The 21,779-nt window shown below is 45.7% G+C and carries 22 protein-coding genes; 10 read left to right on the top strand and 12 right to left on the bottom strand.

Annotated features, from left to right (window positions below):
- Positions 1–109: 109 nt before the first annotated feature.
- Positions 110–583, top strand: coding sequence for a hypothetical protein (locus AC0VXX_RS13735; RefSeq protein ID WP_475514692.1), 474 nt, complete (start codon positions 110–112; stop codon positions 581–583).
- Positions 584–736: 153 nt separating this feature from the next.
- Here AC0VXX_RS13735 and AC0VXX_RS13730 read toward each other — a convergent pair whose 3' ends face one another.
- The 10 genes from AC0VXX_RS13730 to AC0VXX_RS13685 all read right to left on the bottom strand — a co-directional run bounded on the left by AC0VXX_RS13730 (position 737) and on the right by AC0VXX_RS13685 (position 10,479).
- Positions 737–1,411 (bottom strand): GNA1162 family protein, encoded by a 675-nt coding sequence (locus AC0VXX_RS13730; RefSeq protein ID WP_475514691.1) that lies wholly within the window; start codon positions 1,409–1,411, stop codon positions 737–739.
- A gap of 14 nt (positions 1,412–1,425) precedes the next feature.
- The gene (locus AC0VXX_RS13725) at positions 1,426–1,779 is read right to left on the bottom strand and encodes a DUF4810 domain-containing protein (protein ID WP_475514690.1); all 354 of its coding nucleotides are present in this window, start codon (positions 1,777–1,779) and stop codon (positions 1,426–1,428) included.
- Positions 1,780–1,795: 16 nt separating this feature from the next.
- Positions 1,796–2,155 carry a hypothetical protein gene (locus tag AC0VXX_RS13720; protein ID WP_475514689.1) on the bottom strand — a complete coding sequence of 120 codons (360 nt, stop codon included), beginning with the start codon at positions 2,153–2,155 and terminating at the stop codon, positions 1,796–1,798.
- A gap of 12 nt (positions 2,156–2,167) precedes the next feature.
- A complete protein-coding gene (locus tag AC0VXX_RS13715; protein WP_475514688.1) occupies positions 2,168–3,100 on the bottom strand; it encodes a CsgG/HfaB family protein in 933 nt (310 codons plus the stop codon).
- Positions 3,101–3,570: 470 nt separating this feature from the next.
- On the bottom strand, positions 3,571–4,131 hold the full coding sequence (locus tag AC0VXX_RS13710; protein ID WP_475514687.1) for a DUF2726 domain-containing protein: 561 nt from the start codon (positions 4,129–4,131) through the stop codon (positions 3,571–3,573).
- Between the two features lie 106 nt (positions 4,132–4,237).
- Complete coding sequence (locus AC0VXX_RS13705; protein ID WP_475514686.1) at positions 4,238–4,693, bottom strand: dCMP deaminase family protein; 456 nt, start codon at positions 4,691–4,693, stop codon at positions 4,238–4,240.
- A 344-nt stretch (positions 4,694–5,037) separates the two neighbouring features.
- Positions 5,038–7,311, bottom strand: a complete 2,274-nt coding sequence (gene katG / locus AC0VXX_RS13700; RefSeq protein WP_475514685.1) for a catalase/peroxidase HPI — start codon at positions 7,309–7,311, stop codon at positions 5,038–5,040.
- A 549-nt stretch (positions 7,312–7,860) separates the two neighbouring features.
- Positions 7,861–8,910 (bottom strand): substrate-binding domain-containing protein, encoded by a 1,050-nt coding sequence (locus AC0VXX_RS13695; protein ID WP_475514684.1) that lies wholly within the window; start codon positions 8,908–8,910, stop codon positions 7,861–7,863.
- A 496-nt stretch (positions 8,911–9,406) separates the two neighbouring features.
- On the bottom strand, positions 9,407–9,670 hold the full coding sequence (locus AC0VXX_RS13690) for a DUF3297 family protein (RefSeq protein WP_119979190.1): 264 nt from the start codon (positions 9,668–9,670) through the stop codon (positions 9,407–9,409).
- 146 nt (positions 9,671–9,816) lie between these two features.
- Positions 9,817–10,479 carry a glutathione S-transferase gene (locus AC0VXX_RS13685; protein ID WP_475514683.1) on the bottom strand — a complete coding sequence of 221 codons (663 nt, stop codon included), beginning with the start codon at positions 10,477–10,479 and terminating at the stop codon, positions 9,817–9,819.
- Between the two features lie 127 nt (positions 10,480–10,606).
- Between AC0VXX_RS13685 and AC0VXX_RS13680 the strand changes: the two genes are divergently transcribed.
- From AC0VXX_RS13680 to AC0VXX_RS13655, 6 genes are all read left to right on the top strand, one after another.
- Positions 10,607–12,901 carry a peptidase U32 family protein gene (locus tag AC0VXX_RS13680; RefSeq protein WP_475514682.1) on the top strand — a complete coding sequence of 765 codons (2,295 nt, stop codon included), beginning with the start codon at positions 10,607–10,609 and terminating at the stop codon, positions 12,899–12,901.
- A gap of 77 nt (positions 12,902–12,978) precedes the next feature.
- Positions 12,979–13,368, top strand: coding sequence for a ribosome recycling factor family protein (locus AC0VXX_RS13675; RefSeq protein WP_475514681.1), 390 nt, complete (start codon positions 12,979–12,981; stop codon positions 13,366–13,368).
- A 270-nt stretch (positions 13,369–13,638) separates the two neighbouring features.
- Positions 13,639–13,929 carry a sll1863 family stress response protein gene (locus tag AC0VXX_RS13670; protein WP_475514680.1) on the top strand — a complete coding sequence of 97 codons (291 nt, stop codon included), beginning with the start codon at positions 13,639–13,641 and terminating at the stop codon, positions 13,927–13,929.
- 193 nt (positions 13,930–14,122) lie between these two features.
- Positions 14,123–15,364 (top strand): cation:proton antiporter, encoded by a 1,242-nt coding sequence (locus tag AC0VXX_RS13665; RefSeq protein ID WP_475514679.1) that lies wholly within the window; start codon positions 14,123–14,125, stop codon positions 15,362–15,364.
- Positions 15,365–15,420: 56 nt separating this feature from the next.
- Positions 15,421–16,116, top strand: a complete 696-nt coding sequence (locus tag AC0VXX_RS13660) for an amidohydrolase family protein (RefSeq protein WP_475514678.1) — start codon at positions 15,421–15,423, stop codon at positions 16,114–16,116.
- Complete coding sequence (locus tag AC0VXX_RS13655; RefSeq protein WP_475514677.1) at positions 16,028–16,849, top strand: amidohydrolase family protein; 822 nt, start codon at positions 16,028–16,030, stop codon at positions 16,847–16,849. The genes AC0VXX_RS13660 and AC0VXX_RS13655 overlap by 89 nt, the downstream gene beginning before the upstream one ends.
- A 243-nt stretch (positions 16,850–17,092) precedes the next feature.
- Here AC0VXX_RS13655 and AC0VXX_RS13650 read toward each other — a convergent pair whose 3' ends face one another.
- Both AC0VXX_RS13650 and AC0VXX_RS13645 read right to left on the bottom strand, forming a co-directional pair.
- On the bottom strand, positions 17,093–18,151 hold the full coding sequence (locus AC0VXX_RS13650) for a methyl-accepting chemotaxis protein (protein WP_475514676.1): 1,059 nt from the start codon (positions 18,149–18,151) through the stop codon (positions 17,093–17,095).
- Between the two features lie 45 nt (positions 18,152–18,196).
- Positions 18,197–18,721: an MCP four helix bundle domain-containing protein gene (locus AC0VXX_RS13645; RefSeq protein WP_475514675.1), complete on the bottom strand. Its 525-nt coding sequence runs from the start codon at positions 18,719–18,721 to the stop codon at positions 18,197–18,199.
- Between the two features lie 409 nt (positions 18,722–19,130).
- On the opposite strand from AC0VXX_RS13645, the gene gloA reads away from it, so the two are divergent.
- The 3 genes from gloA (at position 19,131) to AC0VXX_RS13630 (ending at position 21,765) form a co-directional block, all read left to right on the top strand.
- Positions 19,131–19,514 (top strand): lactoylglutathione lyase, encoded by a 384-nt coding sequence (gene gloA / locus AC0VXX_RS13640; RefSeq protein ID WP_475514674.1) that lies wholly within the window; start codon positions 19,131–19,133, stop codon positions 19,512–19,514.
- 72 nt (positions 19,515–19,586) lie between these two features.
- Positions 19,587–20,684, top strand: coding sequence for an alkene reductase (locus AC0VXX_RS13635; protein WP_475514673.1), 1,098 nt, complete (start codon positions 19,587–19,589; stop codon positions 20,682–20,684).
- Positions 20,685–20,892: 208 nt separating this feature from the next.
- Positions 20,893–21,765, top strand: coding sequence for a DMT family transporter (locus AC0VXX_RS13630; protein ID WP_475514672.1), 873 nt, complete (start codon positions 20,893–20,895; stop codon positions 21,763–21,765).
- The last annotated feature ends 14 nt before the right edge of the window (positions 21,766–21,779 follow it).

The raw sequence follows: 21,779 nt of genomic DNA, 5'->3' as shown, positions 1-21,779 counted from the left end.
CTAGCAAAATCTACACTTATCGCCAGCGTGACCGAAGGCTAACCGCCTCTGGAAAAGCAAAATCAGCGCTAACAGCAAAGGCAAAAAAGGTAAAAGGGCAAATATAAATATGCAGCAAGGATTTCCCATTACGGTAGCGGCCGATGGCCAATTTTCCAGTTCGCTTAACCCCTTGTTGACCCAGCTGGAGATGTGGTTAAATTTTCAGGCGCTAAAAGCGGATTGGTACAGTAATGAAGATTTCATCTTGTCTTTCGATTTTACCTTAGTGAGATCCTTAGCAGAGAAAGCCGAGCATTTGACAAGCGCACAGGCGGATACACAAGCGAGCGCACAGGCGGACACACAGGTGAAGAATGAAAACGCTGAAGAAAGCCCTGCGGCCGATCTTGAAAAGCGTTGGAGAGTTGAATCGGGTTATGCCTACCTGTATGACAGTAGCAAGTTAACGACCACGGCTTTTATCGCTGTTGATGATTTGCTTGAGGACGGCGTTGGTATAGAGCAGGGAATAAAGGCGAGACTAGTTGCAGTGGCTAATGCGGTGGGACTCAAGCATGACCTCATAGCTTTGTCTGAGTAATGGCTACTTAACCTCGATAATGCTTCGTTGAACCTCGGCTCTAGTCCTCATTGACACCAGTCAACTCCGGGCTAAAGCCTTGTATTTGCAGCAGCGGAACCGTTTGTGTAAAGAGCGGTTCCGCCAGCAACGTAATTATTGACTCATTTTATATTAAAACTTTTCTACTGGAGCGTTAGCTAGAGCAGGGATAACATTCTTAACTTTGCCATCTTTTAGGTACTCGGGGTGGTACTTGCCAACTGGTAGTGTCGTTACTGCATTAGCATGTACACGTCTTGCTACTGGAACGTAATCAGTGGCTGCCGTTGATATTGCCGTTATGATTATATCTGCAATCAGATTACCAGAAGAGCCAGAAGTATCTAATACGAATGTATTTTTGTATGACCATAAAACGTTATTTGTTTCTGCTGAAACCAGTATGTACTCCATGCCCACAGTAACATTACCAGAAACAACCAGATAGTTAGTTTCCCAAGATGTCAGCTTGATAAAGAGTACGGATTCTGCTCCAAATTTGTCTTTATAGGTTGAGAAAGGAATTCCTTTTAGCTGTGTGCCATCAATAATACCAGCTTCTTTGAAAATATTGCTCACAATTGGCACAGGAAGGACATAATAGCCTTTATCTGCCAGAGGTTGAGCAACCGTCGCGTTTAGGAAGTCGGGAGCTTCGGCGGCAGTTGTTTCATTGATAACAGGGACGATGAGCATGGTTTGACGATTAACGTCTGAATACATATCGGGAAATGCTACTTCTTTAGTCGTTGTTGTGACACAACCAGACATAAGGAAAGCAATAGTAATTGAAATTAGTAAGCGCATGTTTATTCCTATTCCTATTTCTGATCTGAAATTAAACGTTCAATAAAACCTTTTGACTCTGGGTACAATTCGGCCTCCTCACGGTAATAAGCAATGCTGCTTTCGCTATCTCCACGTTTTGCTGTTATGTAACCAATTTCAGCGTAAATCCCCGGAGGTACTTTCAGACCTTTTACCTTTGACTTATCAATAATATTATTTAATTCATTGAGATGGTTTGTGATACTTTGTTCTGATGGAGCCTTAATATATTCATAATAGGTCTCTGAGTAGTTTCCCCAGTAATATCCACTTTCGGTTACCGAAGCACAGCCTACAAACATAAATGCCGAGGCAAGTATTAAAAAGTATCTTATTTTTGTTAGCATTAGTTATTTTTTCCTTTTAGATTCGTATAGTTCTTACTTGGCCATCAGCTAGGTAAATTTCTTTCGAGTAAAGAACTTTACCAGTAGGATTCTTGATCGTTAGTTTATGAGACCCTTTATCCAATTTTATTTCCAAAATCTGGCGGTTTTCATCTGCTGCATCTGCAGCGCCCGCAATACCCGTCGCATAGGGAGTTAAGTCTTTGCCTTTAATGATATGGTTATTGATTACTGAGACAGTAATCGAGTTTCCAACTAACACGTCGGCAATGATGACAACCTTTTGTTCATGCTCTAAACCCGTTGCATTTCGCTGCACATTAGATCCACATGCAATTAGAAATACACTTAAAAATAGGAATGTTATAGTTCTCATGAAAGTCTCTTTTTATTTATCAGAAAGGTAATATTTTGATAGGTCTGAACTAATTGACCCTTCAACGATATCTACGAAAGCTATTTGTTCAAATTCGTCATTTCCATATGTTGATAGTACTTTAACTTTACCGACTTCCCTCCCTGGTAAAGATATTACGCCACCAGTTTGTGGGTTTTTTACTTGCTTACCATTTTCGTAAACAATTAACTCGAGGCCTTCTGAAAGGCCCTGTGCTTCGCCACCAGAAATTATAAAGGTGCCATCGTCATTTGATAGGAAATATGATTTCCAAGGTTTGGCCGTCATCTTTTCGACTAGGTTACTGATCATTTGAGAAATTGCCTGCGACAACGCTTTATCCGTTAGGCTTTGATCAAATGCTGCGGATGTTCCTGTTCCCAGAGTCTTCTTCGTTTCTGTGCTTGCTTCACCTGCACCTTCTACAGAACTAATTATTCTTCCTGTTGTGACATCAACTAAGCGAACGTTAACTTTTGTATACGCCTTCTGTATTTTTGACTGAGAGAATATACCTGTAGTGCTCTCTGCTGAGCGGCCAAATTCACTTACAGAACCGACTATTAAGTATTCTACTGAAACGCCACTATCACTTATGCCTTTTAATATATTCTCTGAATTGACTTCATTACTGTCAATGCGTTCAAACATCATAAATTTATTAGTGTCAGCGAGACGTGCACTTAGAATATCAGCCGCTTGCTTGCCAATTCGATTGCTAGAACTATCGACTAGGAAGCTATTCGCAGCTTGCGTTTCATTTGAAAATCTTGCAATTGCTACTTTACGCTTGAGAAACGTTTGAGCTGAATTTGGCTGTACGTTTGTTTTTTCTGATGTTGCATCTAAACCTGATGCAAATGTTGGCGTATGTAGGCAACAAAGTGCCACCAATGCCAATGTTAAAATATTTTTTTTCTTCATTTTTTTCTCTTTTGGTTTTCAATTTTTGGTGCTTAATTAAAATAATTTAAGTTAATGTAAACTTTCAAAATATATAACATCCATATAAAATATTTGTTTATAAATTAGAAATACGTTGAAGAAAGCTAAGCGGAGGGGCGTTGAGTCGCTGTTTGCTAGCGGCTTGTGTTGATAAGCGCTGGGCGGTGTGACTCTTGAGCTATTGCTTCTTCCTTGACTCTTGCTTAGTTTGTACTGCTATTTCTGCTGGTATAAGCAGCCCGCATTCCATTAGTTTTATCGACACTAACCTACTATTAACATCGTTTCCAATACTTACTTCAAACTTTTACTGCTAGTTCCCCATTAAAAAGAGTGGCTTGTATCACTCATTACTCTTTCTTGTGAGGTTAGTTGTTATTTCAAAGCGTCGGTCTTTTAAAAAGTTACCCAGAATTCAACTGCGAAGTGTTGGCATCTATTGATGAATACTAACTTTCTCGGCTAGCAGTTATGAATGGGATCGCTTCTACTTCGGGTTGTGGACTTATTGTCTGAATTCGGGATTGAATGACTGTGCGAACCGTTTCAATGTGATAACTGCGTTTAGCGTCGAATCGAAGGAGAGGAAGGTCAGCGGTTTGGCAGACGTCTTCGACCAGTTGGTCGCGTTGTAAAGTTTTGGTTTGCTTGTGGCTCTTGTCATCGAGTTCTATGGCTGCGACCACGGCTAGGGTTTGTTTGTCGCATAGTACGTAGTCGAAGTGTTTGCTGCTGATTTTGTTGAAAGCAATTTGCCAATGTTTGCGGGTCATGCCCTTTTCTGGCGTAAGCACATCGGCGATGCGAACCTTGCCAAGTATTCGATATTGGTCACCTACGGCTTGGTCGAGTATGCCAAGGAAGGAGCGTTCTGCTGGAGTGAATAAGACTTTTTGTTTGCGGTAGCGGTAGCTGTCATCCCTTGACGGCTTGAGTAGTAGCATCAGTAACCGGATAAAAACGATCCCGACTAATGCAATGATTAATGGGTATAAGTTACTTAACGTCATGAAACTTCCTTGTTCTTTAAGTCCGTGGCTTGGCAACTAAAGTGAGCCAGTGCAAACGCGATATCGATTTACGCTGCCTCACATCGTATTTGTCTTACTTTTACTTTCACATAGCCGTTTGGTTTGCTGAATCTACCTGCATCCAATCGACGGTGACGCCGGCTTGCTCAAACATATCTTGGCTGACTTTAATTTTGTCGCCCCAGCGCGACAGAAAGTCTTCGCTGGGCTGTGGGCTATGCACGGCGCGCAGTCCGGTTTGGATGATTTTGGCGGCGCAGTTAGGGCAGGGGAAGTGGGTCACCCAGATCTCGCAGCTGCTAAGGTCGCGCTTGGCGTGGAGAATGGCGTTCTCTTCGGCGTGCAGAGTTTTAAGCAGTTTCATCTCACGGTTATCGGTTTCGGCGCTGTCTGAGATGCCGTGGGGATAGCCGTTAAAACCTAAAGAGACGATGCGATTGTTTTCGGTGATCACTGCGCCCACTTGGGTGGAGGGATCTTTACTCCAAGATGCTACGAGCTCGGCCATCTGTAAAAAACGTATTGCCCATTTTGTCATCATCGAGTTGGAGCTCCTATTTTATAGTGCTGAATGTATTAATTTATCTAGGGGCTATTCTCTATGGCGAACAGTGATAAATCAACTACCATTTAGCGCCTTAATAGCATAACCGAGTCAATAGCGATTGGCTTTGGGTATTGCGGCTGCGACGCATTATTTGGGCTCGGTAAGCGTTACCCTGCTACCTAAACCAGTTATCTAAACAGAAAGGCTTTGAGTTAACCATTTGCTGTGGTCAGAATGAAAAAAGCGACCTCTTGGGTCGCTTTGGGTTTGAGTCGTTTTAAGCTTGAGTCGCTTTGGGCTTGGGCTGCAAGGTTTTTTAGCCTTGCACTGCTTGACGCTTAGCGGTCGAGGTTCATCACCTTAGTCCACGCGGCGACAAAGTCATCGACAAATTTTTGCTTTGACGTATCAAAGGCATACACTTCGGCGACGGCTCGCAGCTCAGAGTTGGAACCAAAGATTAAATCGACAGAGGTGGCGGTCCATTTCTTGTTGCCCGATTGGCGGTCAAAGCCGTCATAAATACCGTCGGTTGACGATTTTTGCCACACGGTAGACATGTCGAGCAAATTGACGAAAAAGTCATTGTTTAACTTGCCCGGTGTGTTGGTTAATACGCCATAGGGCAGTCCCTGATAGTTTGCATTAAGGGCGCGTAATCCGCCGACTAACACCGTCATTTCTGGCACGCTAAGATCAAGCTGATCGGCTTTATCGACTAACATTTCAACTGGCGACTGGTAACTTAACTCGCTGTTGAAGTAGTTTCTAAAGCCATCCGATGTAAGTTCGAGTAACTTAAATGAATTAACATCTGTCATCGCTTGGGTGGCATCGCCTCGACCCGCGTTAAAGGGCACGGTGACATTGTAACCTGCCTCTTTAGCCGCTTTTTCAATGGCCGCTGCGCCACCTAATACGATTAAGTCGGCTAGAGAGACTTGGCTTTTATTCTTAGTCCCTTTGTTAAAGTCATCTTGGATCCCTTTGAGTGTTGTGATCACTTTAGCGGTTTCTGCCGGGTTATTGACTTGCCAGTCTTTTTGCGGCGATAGGGCGATACGTGCGCCATTGGCACCGCCGCGCATGTCGGTATCGCGGTAGCTGGCAGCCGATCCCCAGGCAACGCGGACTAACTCAGGTATGGTTAAACCAGAGGCTAAGATGGTTTTCTTCAGCGCCTTAACGTCGTTGTCATCGATATTTGATGCTGTTTTATTATCGATAGGATCTTGCCAAATTAAAGTCTCGGCAGGCACTTCGTTGCCCAAAAAGTTAACTGATGGCCCCATATCTCGGTGAGTAAGCTTGTACCACGCCTTAGCAAACGCTAAGCGGTACGCTTCGGGATCGTCTAAAAAGCGCTGGGCAATTTTTTTATACTCAGCATCATACTTTAATGCTAAGTCGGCGGTGGTCATGACAGGCGGGTTATATTTGCCTTTTACATGGGCGTCTGGCACAGCTTGGTGTAATGACTTATCCGTTGGCACCCACTGGATTGCTCCGGCTGGGCTGCGAGTTTGTTGCCATTCAAAGTTCAATAAGTTGCTTAAATACAAGGAGGTCCACTGGGTTGGCGATTGAGACCACGCCCCTTCTAAACCACTGGTGATGGTGTCTTCTGAGTGGCCTTTACCGCATCGGTTTTTCCAGCCAAGGCCTTGCTCTTCAATACCGGCTGCGGCGGGTTCTGGGCCCATACAATCTTTAGGTTTATGGGCGCCGTGCATTTTACCAAAGGTGTGGCCGCCAGCAATTAAGGCGACGGTCTCTTCGTCGTTCATGGCCATACGTTGAAAGGCCACGCGAATGTTTTTGGCAGAGCCGAGCGGATCGGGCACGCCTTTAGGGCCTTCAGGGTTAACGTAGATTAACCCCATGTGGGTAGCGCCTAATGGGCGTAGTAGTTGGCCGTCACGATCTTCACGATCGCTTGCTAGCATCTCAACTTCTGGCCCCCAATACACCATGTCGGGTTCCCAGTCATCGGCCCGTCCACCGGCAAAGCCGTAGGTTTTAAAGCCCATGTTTTCAAGCGATACATTACCGGCTAATACAATTAAATCTGACCAAGACAGGGCTTCGCCGTACTTCATTTTAACAGGCCAAAGTAAGCGGCGCGCTTTGTCTAAATTGCCGTTATCTGGCCAGCTGTTTAACGGCTCAAAACGTTGCTGGCCTCCACCAGCACCACCGCGCCCGTCAAGGGTACGGTAGGTGCCTGCGCTGTGCCATGTCATGCGGATAAAAAACGGACCATAGTTGCCAAAGTCGGCTGGCCACCAATCTTGTGAGCTGGTGAGTAGGGCATTAATGTCGAGTTTGACCTGCTTAAGATCTAGGCCGTTAAATGCCTTGGCATAATCAAAATCGGCACCATAGGGGTTAGAGCGCTTATCGTGATCCCGTAGCGCTGAGAGATCAAGTTGATTGGGCCACCAAAATTGATTGGATTTAGCTTGATTGGCCACTGCCGCCCCGGTGCCAGTGGCGCCCTGAGGCTTAGTCATTTGTGGCTTGTCTTGGGGATTTGCGTAAGCTGAAGCGGATATCAGCAGCATGCTGATAACGCCTGCTAATGCTTGTTTCGTCAGTTGTGTTGCTTTCATTGCTCTCTTCCTTAATGTTGATCCATCATCGCTTCTTGCGAAGGTGTTTCGCTGTGCTAAAGCACAAGCCCTAAATTCGCTAATAACAAGCTTATTAAGCGATTTAGGTGAGCGGCTGTCGCACTGGGTTTTGGTTGAATTTTATTCGCCGAGAGTAAAGTATAGGTAAGGATTTAAAAGGCATGGACGAATAAAATCGATTTATCTAATCTAAAAAAATGATGAAGCTAATTAACTAAGGGTGAGTCAATAGCGCATGGTTTAATTAGGGAGGAAAGTCGCCGAGTTCTGGCTCATGTTAAGTGATGCTGGCGATCAGGCTGCGCGATTTGGCAGCGACTTAGCATCACGCCTTACTGCTTTGAGTTGGTTTGTGGTGGGCTGTGGTTATAACCTGCAACAGGGGACAGGCCTAAGCGGACTGTGGATACTTATGGAAGTGGAGTGTGGTCTGTGAGCGAGCTTTATCATCCTGTAACCATCTGAGGCTATGGTGATTGACTAGGTATCTGGATGTCTTTAAGGCATAAGGTCGATACCAAGTCCGTATTAATTAAAGTGCTTTTGGCTTGTGTCGTCGGTTACGGCGCTAATTGGCACACTTTTAGTGCACGTTTGATAGTTTTTGGGGGTGCAAAACTTTATTGGCGTGTAGATCACTTCGTCATATTGTTGTTTTGTGACAATTTTATGCAGTGTGAGTAACGCTTCGCGTCCCATTGCATAGGGGTTTTGGCCAATATTTATATGAGCCAGATGCTCTTGTAACATGGTTAACTGCGGCGTCCCTGCGTCAGTAATAATAATGATCACCTCCTTGTTATCAATTTTATCTTTGAAGGGAGTGATCATGCTGCGGTAAAGGTCGACATTATTTTGCGGCCAGCCTCCAACAGCAATAAAGGAGTCGGCTTTTATGGGCTTACCTTTCATAACTGATTCCATCTGTTTAACGGCCTGAGTCAGCTGGTCAAAATTCAAAAAAGGCTCGCGCACCTCAGTCCATCCACGATCGTTTTTGAGTAACTGCCCTGGAGGGGTGTCATATGTTTTGCCCGATAGCGCCGAACGTATGCCCATAATTCTCTGATTCAAATTGGGCGAGTCTGGCCGTCCCGTTTGAATCACCAGAGTTCCACCCTCGGGGCGAAGTTTTTTCAACTCTTCGCCTAAGGCTCTACCAAGTTCAATATTGTCTGTACCTATATAGGCTAAACGCAAATTGTTGTGCTTGTTTTGGGTAGGGGCGTCAAAATCAGAGTCATAGGTGATAATAGGGATGCCAGCTTTTTTCGCTTTCTGTAAGCTATTTTCTGCGAGAAATTTAGATTGCGTCACCGCTACTGCAATACCGTCTACGCCCTCATCGATCAGCTGTTCTATAATGCGATCTTGCATTCTTACACTGGCGACTTCAGGCCCTCGATATATGCATTCCACGCCTTCTATTTGGGCGGCAGCCTCTTTACAGCCATTGCCACTTTGATCAAAAAAAGTGCTGTAAAACTTGGGGACAACAGCAAACCTTAGGTCTTTTCCGCTCACTGAAAATATGGGCAATAGGGCCAATGCGATAAATATTACAAGTGCTCTTGCCACACGTCCTCCTAGAACGAATAAAAACATGAAATAAACTTTAGTGTTACATTTGAAACTAAATGTAGCAAAGTCATCCAGTTAAAGATAGATGTCATTACATTTGATGGACATAATTGAGGGCGTAATCAACTTCTCTTGCTTGATGTAATATTAACCAAAATGAGTGAAATTATGATGGCAGTGGCTAACGTTATGGGGTTGTCTACTAGGCTAATGCATATCTTGCCTAGTGGCATGAGGCTTGGACCCAATGGGGCTAACGTTATCGGGACATTAAGTGAGGGGGACATTAAGTGAGGTGTAGGGGCGCGCATCGCCTAGATTGATTATGCTCAGGTGCGATGGGTTGATATGTTTAGTTGAGTTTTTATTGGCGCTATTTTTTGGCTGGAGGTTTAAGCTGGGGTTTTAATTAGTGCTAGGGTGACTGTGATGGGTAAGGCCGCATATTTTGCAGCCTTACTCTTACGTTTAACCCCGGTTTTATCGAGTTATCTTAACGATAAAAAGCTTCCACAGTGCCTTTTACGGTCAACAATAGTGGTTGGCCGCGACGGTCTAAGGATTTTGACGGGATTTTTACCCAACCTTCGCTGATGCAATACTCTTCTACATCGAAACGCTCTTTACCGTTAACACGAATGCCGATGTCGTGTTCGAATATCTCTGCCACATGGTGTGGGCTACGAGGATTAACGGAAAGGCGATCCGGTAAGGCGGGTTGTGCTGCTGGTGTGGCTGGTGTGTTAGTGTCGTTCATGGTCGTTGTCTGTAATGAATAAAACGTGCGCTATTGTAGGCAATACTGGCCCTTTGCTCAAGAAATTAACCTAGCAATATTAGGGTTAAATGTGTGATCCGTGACGTCATAGGGCTTAGCGTTAAGGGCACAGCGGTGGATTTTACCTAGGGGTTGAGCCGCACATCACAGCGGTTAGTTAGCCACAACTCATGCTTGGTCATCACCTTGCTGAACATGTTGCTTTGTAGATAATCAGTTAACCATTGGCGAACGTGTGGGTAGGGCGACTGCAGATACCATTGGCGCTCGACGCGGGCAAATTGGCGAATAAACGGCAGCAAGGCGATGTCGGCTAGGCTTTCTCTGTCGGCCATCAGGTATTGATGCTGGGTTAATAGTTGCTCTAATTGACTGATGTAGACTTCACAGGCTTCGCGGCACGCGATGATATTGGTTTCGCTGTAACGCTTAGCACATTTGTAGTTCTCTAGGCAGGGCTTAAACTTGTTATCAAAGCGATAGATTAAAGTTTGCATGTCAGCGAGCATCTCATCATCCCCTGTGAACAGCAGATCGTCTGGGTCATTCATGCTCAGTGCCCACAACATCACCTCAAGGCTTTCTTCTATCACAGTGCCGTTTGGGGTGATTAACACTGGCACTGTGCCCTTAGGCGATGCCGCTAACATTTCAGCGGGTTTATCTTTTAATATAATGTCTCGCAGCAAAACTGGCAGCTGGGATTTATAAATCGCGATTCTCGCCCGCATGGCGAAGGGACAATTTCTTAGCGAATAGATAATAGGTAAGCTACTATTTTTATTCATTTTAAACGCTATCTCTTGATCACTTATTTACGGATTTACTAATACTTGATCTACTTTAACCATATTCATCGGCAAAATATACGCGTACCATTCCCCCTTTTAACGTTAACTGAGACTCGCTAAAGTGATGAAACCCAAGATTGAATTATTAGCCCCAGGTGGTGATGTGCAGGCCATAAAAGCGGCCATTATTGCCGGTGCTGATGCTGTGTATTGCGGCCTAGATACCTTTAACGCCCGTAATCGCGCCGCTAATATTTCATTCGATCAACTTGTGGGGATCATCAGACTTGCCCATCAATACGATTGTCAAATTTTCTTAACCCTCAATATTGTTATCTTAGAGCAAGAATTTAAAACCTTATTTAACTTATTGAATAAGTTAGTCAACACCACCTTAGATGGGGTGATAGTGCAAGACATGGGCTTGCTTTATGTGTTGCGTCACTACTTTCCGACCCTTGATATCCATGCATCGACTCAGCTAACCACCCATAATGCGGGGCAAATTCCGTTTTTAAAAAAACTCGGTGTCAGCCGGGTGAACTTATCGCGCGAGCTTAATTTACGCGAGATAACGGCGCTCGCCAAAGTCGGCCAAGAGCATGACACCTTATTAGAGGTGTTTGTGCATGGGTCATTATGCGTGGCGTTTTCGGGTTTATGTTATTCAACCTCGGCCAGCGCGGGTAACTCGGGTAACCGTGGCCGTTGCAGTCAAGCGTGCCGTGAAGAGTATGAAACTACCGAGTCGGGTCATAATTTTCCATTAAATATTAAAGACAATTCGGCATTTTTTGATTTACCTGCCTTGATTGAAGCTGGTGTGTACTCCTTTAAAGTGGAAGGGCGCATTAAAGGCGCTAGCTATGTGCATACGGTGATCGATAGTTTTCGCAAGCAGATTGACGGCTATGTGGCAACCGGCGAGCTGACTCAAGATGGCGAGCGCTTATATAAGGTGTTTAACCGCGACTTTACCAATGCGTTTTTACGGGGCGATTTAAACCAGTCGATGTTTATTGATAACCCACGTGATAACTCTAACAATCACTTGGTGGATAAACTCAAAGCCGAAAAAGGCGAGTCTATCTCTGTGGTACAAATTCACTCGGCTCAGCAGCAACTGCAAGTGGATAAACAGCAGATCACCAGTTCAGTTGATGAAAAAATTGCGCATTTGAGTATCGAAAAAACCAAGCTTAGCTTGAGCTTTGCCAGTGAGCTAGATGAGCCGCTGCGGTTAACGGTTGTGACTGAGCAAAGTGATAGCCTGTTGCCCGGGCAAGCGGTTAAAACCGACAGTCAAGTCTTCACCTCTAGCAGTGTAATGATACCGAGCGAGGAGTTAAGCGTTGATAGGCAAGCGATTGAAAAGCGTTTCAAAAGCATTAATAACGCTAACTATGAACTCGTCGAGCTTGACACTCAGCAGCTAACCGATGGTTTAAGCATTCCGTTTCGTGAGATAACCACTCTAAAAAATGAGCTACTTAGCTACTTAAATGCAGGGGTTGCTATGATTGCACATGTGCAGCCGCCTAAACTTGAGCACCATCCTAAAGCCGATGAGCCGCTTGGGCTGTCGATGCTTATCTGTGATGAAGCCGATGTGGCATTGGCCGATGTGACCGATGGCGATATCTATTTTAAGCTGCCCGATGCTTACAAGCGTGGCTGCACCAAGTATGTCGACTTCTTGCTGCAAAACCCACGGCTTATTCCTTGGTTTCCGCCCGTGTTAATCGGCAAAGATTTTGATGTGGCGCTGAATATTTTGCAACAAGTGAAGCCTAAGCTGATTGTCACCAACAATACAGGTATTGCGTATCATGCCGAGCAGTTGGGGATTCAATGGACTGCGGGGCCATTTTTAAATACCACCAACTCTTACGCCTTGCTGGCACTTAAGCAAGGGGCGGCCTGCAGCGGCGCCTTTATTTCTAACGAGATAAACCGGCAGCAAATTAAGCAGATAGCCAGACCGAAAGACTTTAAGCTGCTTTACAGCATTTATCATCCCATTTTGTTGATGGCTAGCCGTCAGTGTTTTTTCCAGCAGAGTGTGGGGTGTGAAAAGCCACGCATCGATAACGGTTGTATGTTGTCGTGCGATAAATCGACCAGTATTAAAAACCTCAAAGGTGACTCTTTTGCCATCGACAAGCAAAAAGCAGGTTACCCAAGCATTTATAACCAAGATCAGTTTTTAAATACCGACATCATTAACGACCTTAGTGATAAGTTTGATGGCTTTATGATTGATTTGACCAATATTGGCGCAGGCGACAGAGTATCTCCTGATAAGGTTGAGCTCATTAAACAGTTTCAAGCCCTGCTCGATGGCCAAAGTGAAGCCAGCGCGAAGCTGTCGCGCTTAGTGCCCGAGTCAACACTCCTGCAATACCAAAACGGGTTGTAAATTGAGGGGGTAACCTGATGTCGTACTTTAACCGCTCGCGTCAACGGCGCCTTTACTTGATTTACAAGTAAGCCGTTATGGATAAGCAGATCAGCATACCGCTTCCGGCGCTCATCCATCGGATTGGCAGGGAAGCGGCCAACAAGGCGCAAGCGGTTGCTAAGCAATATGGTTGCGAGCTAAAGCGTGTGCGCCGCTCCAGAAATTGGCAGTTGCGTGGCGATGCCATTGATATTCAATCGCTGGCATCGCAATTACACGTATCTGAGTGTGCTGAGTTATCTTACCTTGTGCAAAAAATTACCACAGCCTTACAGCAACACGCTGACAAGCTAGAACCTTTGCAGGTTAAGCTTGCTCGCCTCATTAAGGGTAACCCTAGCATCACCTTGAATGAGTTGATGCATCTCACCCAATGTTCTCTTACTGAAGCCAGGCGGGCGCGCTTTGACGTCGACGCTTGGTAGCGTGAGCCTTCAATATCCCTCTTGAGGTATTGGTCTGGCACATATCCGCCATCGCTGAAAGTACATGGTTTGAGTCTTGGCTATGATCCGTTTGGGCTTAGCAGCTATTCATACATTAAGCATGCATTAGCTTAGGTATTAGTCATCCGCTGTCGGAGTGGCCTGACTATACTCCTTGTGACACCAGCAAAATTAAGTCTCTGCAGCGCTGCGGCTGCGCTTAATCACCGCCACATGTACCCGCGATGAAACGATAGTAAGGATAAAATTATGAACGACAAGAAACTGTATCAACAGAAAATGCAGGCTCAGTTAGATGAGTGGCAAGCCGACATAGATAAGCTTAAAGCGCAGGCCGCCAAAGCCAGTGCCGACGCTCAGCTAGAAATGAACAAGCAGATTAAGTCACTAGAAAACCATCTCGACGAGGGCAAGCAGAAGTTAGTGCAGTTTGCTAAGGCCAGTGAGGAGGCTTGGGAGTTGAGTAAGCAAAAAATTGAAGCCACTTGGGATACGTTTACTTCTGAGTTTCACCGCGCCACGAAAAAATTTAAAGACTAGGTAGCGCCGAACCGCTATTTCCGCTGCAGATAACGGCCACCCTTGTGCGTGGCCAATTATGCCCATCGATTCAGCCCTGCTATTTACGACTCTTGTGTGAGTTATCTATCGCGATATTAAAGGAAAGCTTAATTGCGCAATATTTGTTAGCTTGGAGGCTAAGTTACCGATTTAGTTAAAGGAAAAGCTAGGCATGGATGAGCATATCGTTATTTTAGTTATCGCAATGATTGTCTTGTTATACGGTTATATTTCTAAGGGGTTATCTCGCCTCAATATCTCAGGCCCCATGGTGTTTACTGGGCTGGGGCTATTACTCTCGCCGTTAGGATTGCATATTACTCAGGTCGAAATCGATGCTGAGTTTGTCACTGTGATTGTGGAAATTGCCTTGGTGTTAGTACTGTTTGCCGATGCTGCCTTGCTTGATCTTAAGTTGCTGCGCCGCTCATGGAAAATTCCGGCTAGATTACTGTTTATTGGCTTGCCAATCACTGTGGTTGCCGGCACCGCTGCGGCGTGGTGGATTTTCCCCGATGAGCCTATGACCTCGCTGATTTTATTGGCTCTATTGCTTACGCCAACAGATGCGGCGCTGGGTAAAGCCGTGGTGTCCGATCCTAACGTCCCTATGTGGGTTCGCTCTAGCATTAATGTGGAAAGTGGGCTCAATGACGGCATTATTTTTCCTATGTTATTGACGGTAGTGGCCTTGATGTTAAGCGATGCTGGCACTCCTCAACAGCAGCACTGGATAGTCTATGTTGGTCAGCAAATATGTGTAGGGGCAATAGTGGGCGCTTTGGTGGGGTATGTAGGCACTAAGCTATTGGTGTGGGTCGATAACAGAAATCTTGCTGAGGCCAGCTATCAAAATTTAATTCCCATCGCTTTAGCTATCATGGCTTTCTACCTTGCAGAAACGCTATCGGGTAACGGTTTTATTGCGGCTTTTTTTGCTGGCTTATATGCTGGCAACACCTACGAAAAAACACGCAGTCACATTGAGGATTTTACCGAGAGTGAGGGAGAGTTATTTGTACTCATTAGCTTCTTCGTTTTTGGTCTTGCGTTTGTGCCTTTGACCCTCGCTTATATTAGTTGGGAGGTGGTGCTGTATGCTCTATTGAGTTTGACCGTGCTACGCATAGTACCTGTGGTGATATCCCTTATCGGCACGCAGTTAGACCTATCGACTAAGTTATTTATTGGCTGGTTTGGCCCGCGTGGTATCGCTTCTATTTTATATGTGTTGATCGTGGTACATGAGATAGGCAGCATGCAGGGATTTGAAACTTTATATGCAGTGGTGACCGTCACTGTGCTGTTGAGTATTTTGGCCCATGGTTTGAGTGCCCAGCCGCTTGCTCATCGTTATGGGCGGCAACATCTTGAAAAACAAGGTTCTTCATCTTCACCCTTACAGGATAAATAATGGAGGATAATCTGCGATTGCTGTGTTAGCCTGACCCCAAAAAATGGAGTCAACAGATGCAAAAAACGCTTATAGTTTCAACACTTATGTTACTTGGTGCCTGCACCACACCCGCCGCTAAACAAGCCGATATTGTTATCGACAATGCCAATATCATAGATGTGAAAACCGGTCTGGTTGACGCATCACAGTCGCTGGCGATTCGAGATGGCCTTATTATTGAGCGCAGCAGTGCTCCCCTTAATAACCGTTATAGCGCGGCGCAGTATATCGATGCCAAAAACCAATACCTGATGCCCGGACTGTGGGACATGCATGTTCATTTTGGTGGTGGCGAAGCGTTGATTGAAGAAAACAAGCAGCTGTTACCTCTGTATTTGGCTTACGGGGTAACCACTGTGCGAGACGCCGCTGCAGACTTAAGTGAGTCGGTGTTAGCTTGGCGTGCACAGGTTAATGCCAGGGAGCTCGTTGGCCCAACCATTTATACCTCTGGCCCTAAACTTGAGGGTAAAGATTCGATTTGGCCCGGCGATCTGGAAGTGGAAACCACGGCTGAGATGAATGCCGCCATTGATAAACTTGATGCCATGGACGTCGACTTTATTAAGATCACCGACAGCGCGCTCACCCCCAGAGCTTTATTTACAGGCGGTGAAAGAGGTGAAAAAGCGCGGTTATCAAATCTCTGGGCATATTCCCTTTTCGCTATCGGTGACCGATGTGTCGTACGCGGGCTTAGATGCCATTGAGCATATGACCTATCTGTTAAAGGCGGCGGCCAAAAATGAAGCTGAGATCTCGGCGAAAGTCGCCTCTGGCGAGCTCAGTTATAGCAAGGCACTGCCCATAGCGACGCAAAATTTCGACCAACAAACCGCGTTAAGCAAATATGTGGTGCTGGCCAGCAACGATACGGCTGTGGTTCCGACATTAGTTGGCAACCAAATTACCACCTATATTGATGAAGATAATCATCAAGATGATGAGTTTTTAAATTATATCGGTAAGGGGCTAAAGCAAACGTATCAGTGGCGGGTGGAGCGAGCCAATAAGGACAATGCAGCGCAAATTGAGCAGCGTAAAGCGCGTTACATTAAAACCGGGCAGCTATTACCACTAGTGCAGCAGGCGGGCGTCTCGATTATTGCGGGTACCGATGCAGGCTTTTTAAACTCTTATATCTACCCGGGTTTATCGCTACATCAAGAGCTAGCTATCTATAGTGATTTTGGGCTGACGCCGCTGCAAACCTTGCAGTCAGCAACCTTAGCTGGGCCGAAATTTTTAGGTAAAAGCGAGCAGTTTGGTGAGTTAACTCATGGCAAGGTCGCCGATATTATTTTCTTGGCCGATAACCCGTTAACCGATATCCGCAATACCCTAAAAATTGAAGGGGTGATTTCGCATAATCAGTTTTATGATCAACAAGATCTTGAGCAATTAAAAGCCAATGCCAAGCAGTTTGTGCAGTCGCAACTGTAAACCGTAGAAGGGCAAATCGATTAAGTGCGCCTTGAGTATCAGAAAAGGGCTATTGCCCTTTTCTTGATACGCTGTTTTAAGATGGTGAGCTTAACGATATTTTCATTGAATGAACGGCACTTCTGCAATGAAAGTGCCGTTAATGCCCCTTAATGAGAGCGGCGTTGATTAAATACTCGCTGTTCAACAACAGTGGTGGAGATGTCATTCCCACCACCATCATCAACGAGCGACTCTTGCTTACTACAGGGTTTTGAACTGGCGAACATTGTGCTCTAATGTTTTTGCCAGATCTTCAAGCTGCTGACTTGCTTGGGTGATTTTACTGGCTTGCTCCTCTGCCTGTAACGCGGAGTGGGTTATCTGGCTAAAGTTACGATTGATTTCAGAGGCAACCACAGATTGCTCTTCTGCCGCCGTGGCGATTTGGGTGTTCATGTCGCTGATTTGGGTGACCGAAAGATTAATCGCCGTCAGTGATTCACCTGCCGACTTGGCTTGCTCGACACTGATCTCAGCCTGTTGTGTGCCTTGATTCATCACCTCTACCGCATTCATCGAGTTGCCTTGCATCTTTTCAATGACCGCTTGAATTTGGCCGGTCGACTCTTGAGTGCGGTGAGCAAGATTGCGCACTTCATCAGCCACCACGGCAAAACCACGACCCTGCTCACCCGCTCTGGCGGCTTCAATGGCTGCGTTTAATGCCAATAAGTTGGTTTGCTCGGCAATGCCTTGAATCACTTCTAACACAGTCTCAATCTGACGGCTGTCTTGCGACAGATTATTGATCACCTCTGCGGCCTCACTGACTTTATCGGCAAGTGCATTGATGCTCGACTGGGTTTTACTGACTTCGTTTTGCCCGGCGGTAAATTCGTTCATGGCGGTTTGAGCTAGGCTGGCGGCATCACTAGTGTGGCTGGCGACTTCTGATACCGTCGATGACATCTGGTTGATAGCCGTCGCGCCTTGTTCGGTAGCCGTTTTTTGGTTAACGATCAACTCTTCGTTATATTTTGCTGTTAGCAATAATTCGTTAGAGGCACTGAGCAGCTCATTAGCCGCTGCTATCGAATTTTTGGTGAAACCCGACATATGGTCGGTTAAGTCTTGTAACGCACTTAAAATACTATTGGGGGTATGAAACTTAACCTGAGTGGTTAAATCACCCGATGCAATCTCTTTGATAACCAAAGCGGCATATTCAGGCTCGCCACCCACCAGTCGTTTTAGGCGGTTAACGGTACTGACCGCCACAATAGAGCCGATGACGATAGCTATTGCTGTAACCGCCAGCATGATCCATTGAAAGCTATTGGTTTGTTCTCGCGCTGCTGCAACCTGTTATTGTATGGCGATTTCTTGATAATCAATTAAGTTGTTTATCCGTTTAAGCCATTCTGTGTATGCCGGTGAAACTGTGGTAATTAAGTAATCGGTGGCGTCGGCTTTACGCCCATCGCGCATCATGGCGATTAAGTTATCGGTTAAGGAGAGGGTCGAGCGTTCTATCTCTTTAATTAAGCGCATTAACTTTTGCTCTTCAGTACTGTGCTGCACTTTTTTGTACATGGCATCGAGTTCGGTGGCCGATTGCTGATAGAAGGCATTTAAGCGGCTAATGTCATTTTGATGTGCGTTTGACTTAGCCTCGCTCTTGGCTAGCACCACATCTCGAATCGAGATGGCTCTGTCGTGAACGCTGCCACGAAAGTTAATGGCATGGCGCTGCTCAACTGCCGTTTGATCGGATAATTGGGTGAGGTTTTTATCGGCGATGCTGATCTTGAATAGGCCAAAAAGGGTAATGCCCAGCATGATCAACAAGAGTACTGCGAAGCCAGAATACAGACGTTTAATTACATTCACTACATCACACCTTAATTGTTGGGACTCAATTTGGGGGAAGGATGACTTACTTTTTTGCGAGCTGGACATTATACGCTAAGCCGCGACTTTAGATCATAACAATCAAACTAATTGGTTATTCCATGTACATTGTTTTTTTGCTAGGGCCATGGCGTTGCTGTGCCAGTGGCTGTTTGGCGAGAATCGAATGGGGCGTTACCGAGTGATATTGGTTGGAGTGTTTTTTTCTCAGAGTAGATTATTCGCGATTATTAATAACAAACTGTAATGATTAATATAAAAAATGATAATTATACGGACTGATTTTCGTATCGTAATATGTCGTTATTCAATGAGTCACCCACATAAGCGCAGACGCTTATGGCTTGGCTGGCCATCAGAGTTGTTATCACGTGAATAGGGTATAACGATGAAGTTTTTACACACGATGATCAGGGTGAAAGACCTTGATAAATCAATTGAGTTTTATACCAAGGTGCTTGGTATGAGCGTGCTCGAGAGAACCGACAATAGCGAGTATCGCTATACCTTGGTATTTGTCGGCTACCCAGATGAGCAGGGCGGCACCAGCATTGAATTAACCCATAACTGGGACACAGACACCTATGAAATGGGCAATGCTTTTGGCCATTTAGCCTTAGGAGTTGATGATATCTATGGGGCGTGTGACAAAATAAAAGCCTTGGGCGCTAAAGTCACGCGTGAACCTGGGCCAGTAAAAGGCGGCGAGACTCATATTGCGTTTATCACCGACCCTGACGGTTACCAAATTGAGTTAATCCAACTGGATTAACGCGCTTTAACGTGAACAATCGTGTGCCGATATTTCTGCAGCGCATTGGTTAGACAACAGAGGAACACCAAGATGAAACAGGCATTATTTCAACCTTTGCAATTAGGTCGTTACACTTTAGCTAACCGAATTGTTATGCCGCCTATGACACGCTCGCGTGCGAGCCAACCGGGTAATGAAGCTAACGACATCATGGCCACTTACTATGCCCAGCGTGCTTCGGCAGGCTTAATTGTGGCAGAGGGCACCCAGATCTCAGCCATGGGCCAAGGTTATGCGTGGACCCCAGGTATCTACACTCAGGCGCAAATTGATGGCTGGAAGAAAACCACCACCGCAGTGCATGATAAAGGTGGAGTGATTTTTGCCCAGCTGTGGCATGTGGGCCGCGTAACCCATCCCGATAATATCGGCGGGGCTCAGCCCATCTCTTCATCAGCCATTAAGGCCGAAAACGTTAAAGTGTTTGTTGATAATGGTAAGGCAGAGCCGGGCTTTGTTGATGTGGTTGAGCCACGGGCCATGACTAAAGATGACATTAAGCAGGTGATTGGCGAGTATCGTCAAGCGGCGCTCAATGCCATTGAAGCTGGGTTTGATGGTATCGAGCTGCATGCGGCCAATGGGTACTTAATCAACCAGTTTATCGACTCTGGTGCCAACAATCGCACCGATGAATATGGTGGCAGTGTCGACAATCGTCTGCGCTTTTTAGCCGAAGTGGTCGAGGCGGTGGTCGATGCCATTGGAGCCGATCGCGTTGGGGTACGTTTAGCGCCATTTACATCACTTAATGGCACGGTTGATGCGAACCCCGTTGAAACCTATACCGCGGCAGCGGCGTTGCTTAATCAATATGACATCGCCTATTTACACATTGCCGAGGTGGATTGGGACGATGCACCAGAAACGCCACTGTCATTTAAACAGGCGGTGCGTGAAGCCTTTAAAGGGGTGTTAATTTACGCCGGTAAGTATGATGCTGAAAAAGCTGAGCAAACCCTTAATGACGGTTTAGCCGATATGATAGGTTTTGGCCGCCCCTTTGTGGCCAACCCTGATCTACCTTATCGTATTAAGCACGGTTACCCATGGGCTGAGCACGATCCGGCGACCTTGTTTGGCGGGGCAGAAAAAGGCTTAACCGATTATCCTGAGTACGCTAAATAATCAGGGTACCTTGCCGCCCGGTGTGACGGTAAGCGGTTATCAGCGGTGAAATAAATAGCAACCACAGCAATGTGGTTGCTATTTACGCAAATAAAGATGAACAAAGTTCAGATTAAAAACTTGCAATATCATGGTGTTAGGTGTTTCATGTCGTCGCCATTTCAGCCTTGCTATTGATGCTGAATCTTACTTTATATGAGTCCCCATCATGCGCGGAGTGTTGTATCTATTTATCGCTACCTTGTTAGCTGCTGTTGGTTGGATAGCATCGAAAATGGTTGTGATTCATATGCCTGGAGAGCTGTTTATCGGTGCTCGCTTCTTGCTAGCCAGCCTGCTGCTATTGCCCTTTTGCTATAAAAGTGTAGTTAAACTGAACATCAAACCTTTGTTGTCCGCTGGCGGTGTCGGCATTTTTCTTGGGGTGTCACTGCAAGTTTGGGTTCACGCTGTCGCCATGAGCCACAGTTTGTCGGAAGGGGCATTTATCATGAGTTTGGCGATGATTATTGCCCCCATGATCGCTTGGCTGTTGTTTCAAATCAGGCCCAATCGTGCCTTTTGGCTGGCCTTGCCTGTGAGTATTTGTGGCATGATGTTACTGATACTCACCAAGGGTTGGCAGGTTGATCCGAGCCAGTGGTATTTTCTATTAGCTGCGGCCTTACTTTCGGTTCATTTTGTATTAAATAAAAATATCAGCCTTAATATCAAACCATTAGATTCGATTTGTATTCAACTGTTTGTCGTTGGGGTTGTTGGCTTGGTGTATGTGGCATTAACCAAAACAGTCGCCTTTGAGTTAAATGCGCAGTTACTATTTTGGTTTATGATATCGACGGTGATCGCGACATCGGTACGATACCTATTGCAAACCTTGGGGCAGTACAAGGTGACTATGGAAACGGCCGCACTGCTGATGATTTTAGAGCCGATTTGGACCATGTTGTTGAGTATTTGGATCTTAGATGAGCAGTTACAACTGCAGCAGTTTGTCGGTGGCAGCGTGATTTTTCTATCACTACTGTTATATATTAAGTTGTCTAGGTATTACGCGATCAAAGCAAGGCCAGCCCTATAGAGATAAGTGCTGCA

It is taken from the genome of Shewanella sp. QJM3NY_23, from assembly GCF_056173105.1.
The sequence above is the reverse complement of the archived record's forward strand: the minus strand, read 5'-3'. Positions and strand labels throughout refer to the sequence as shown.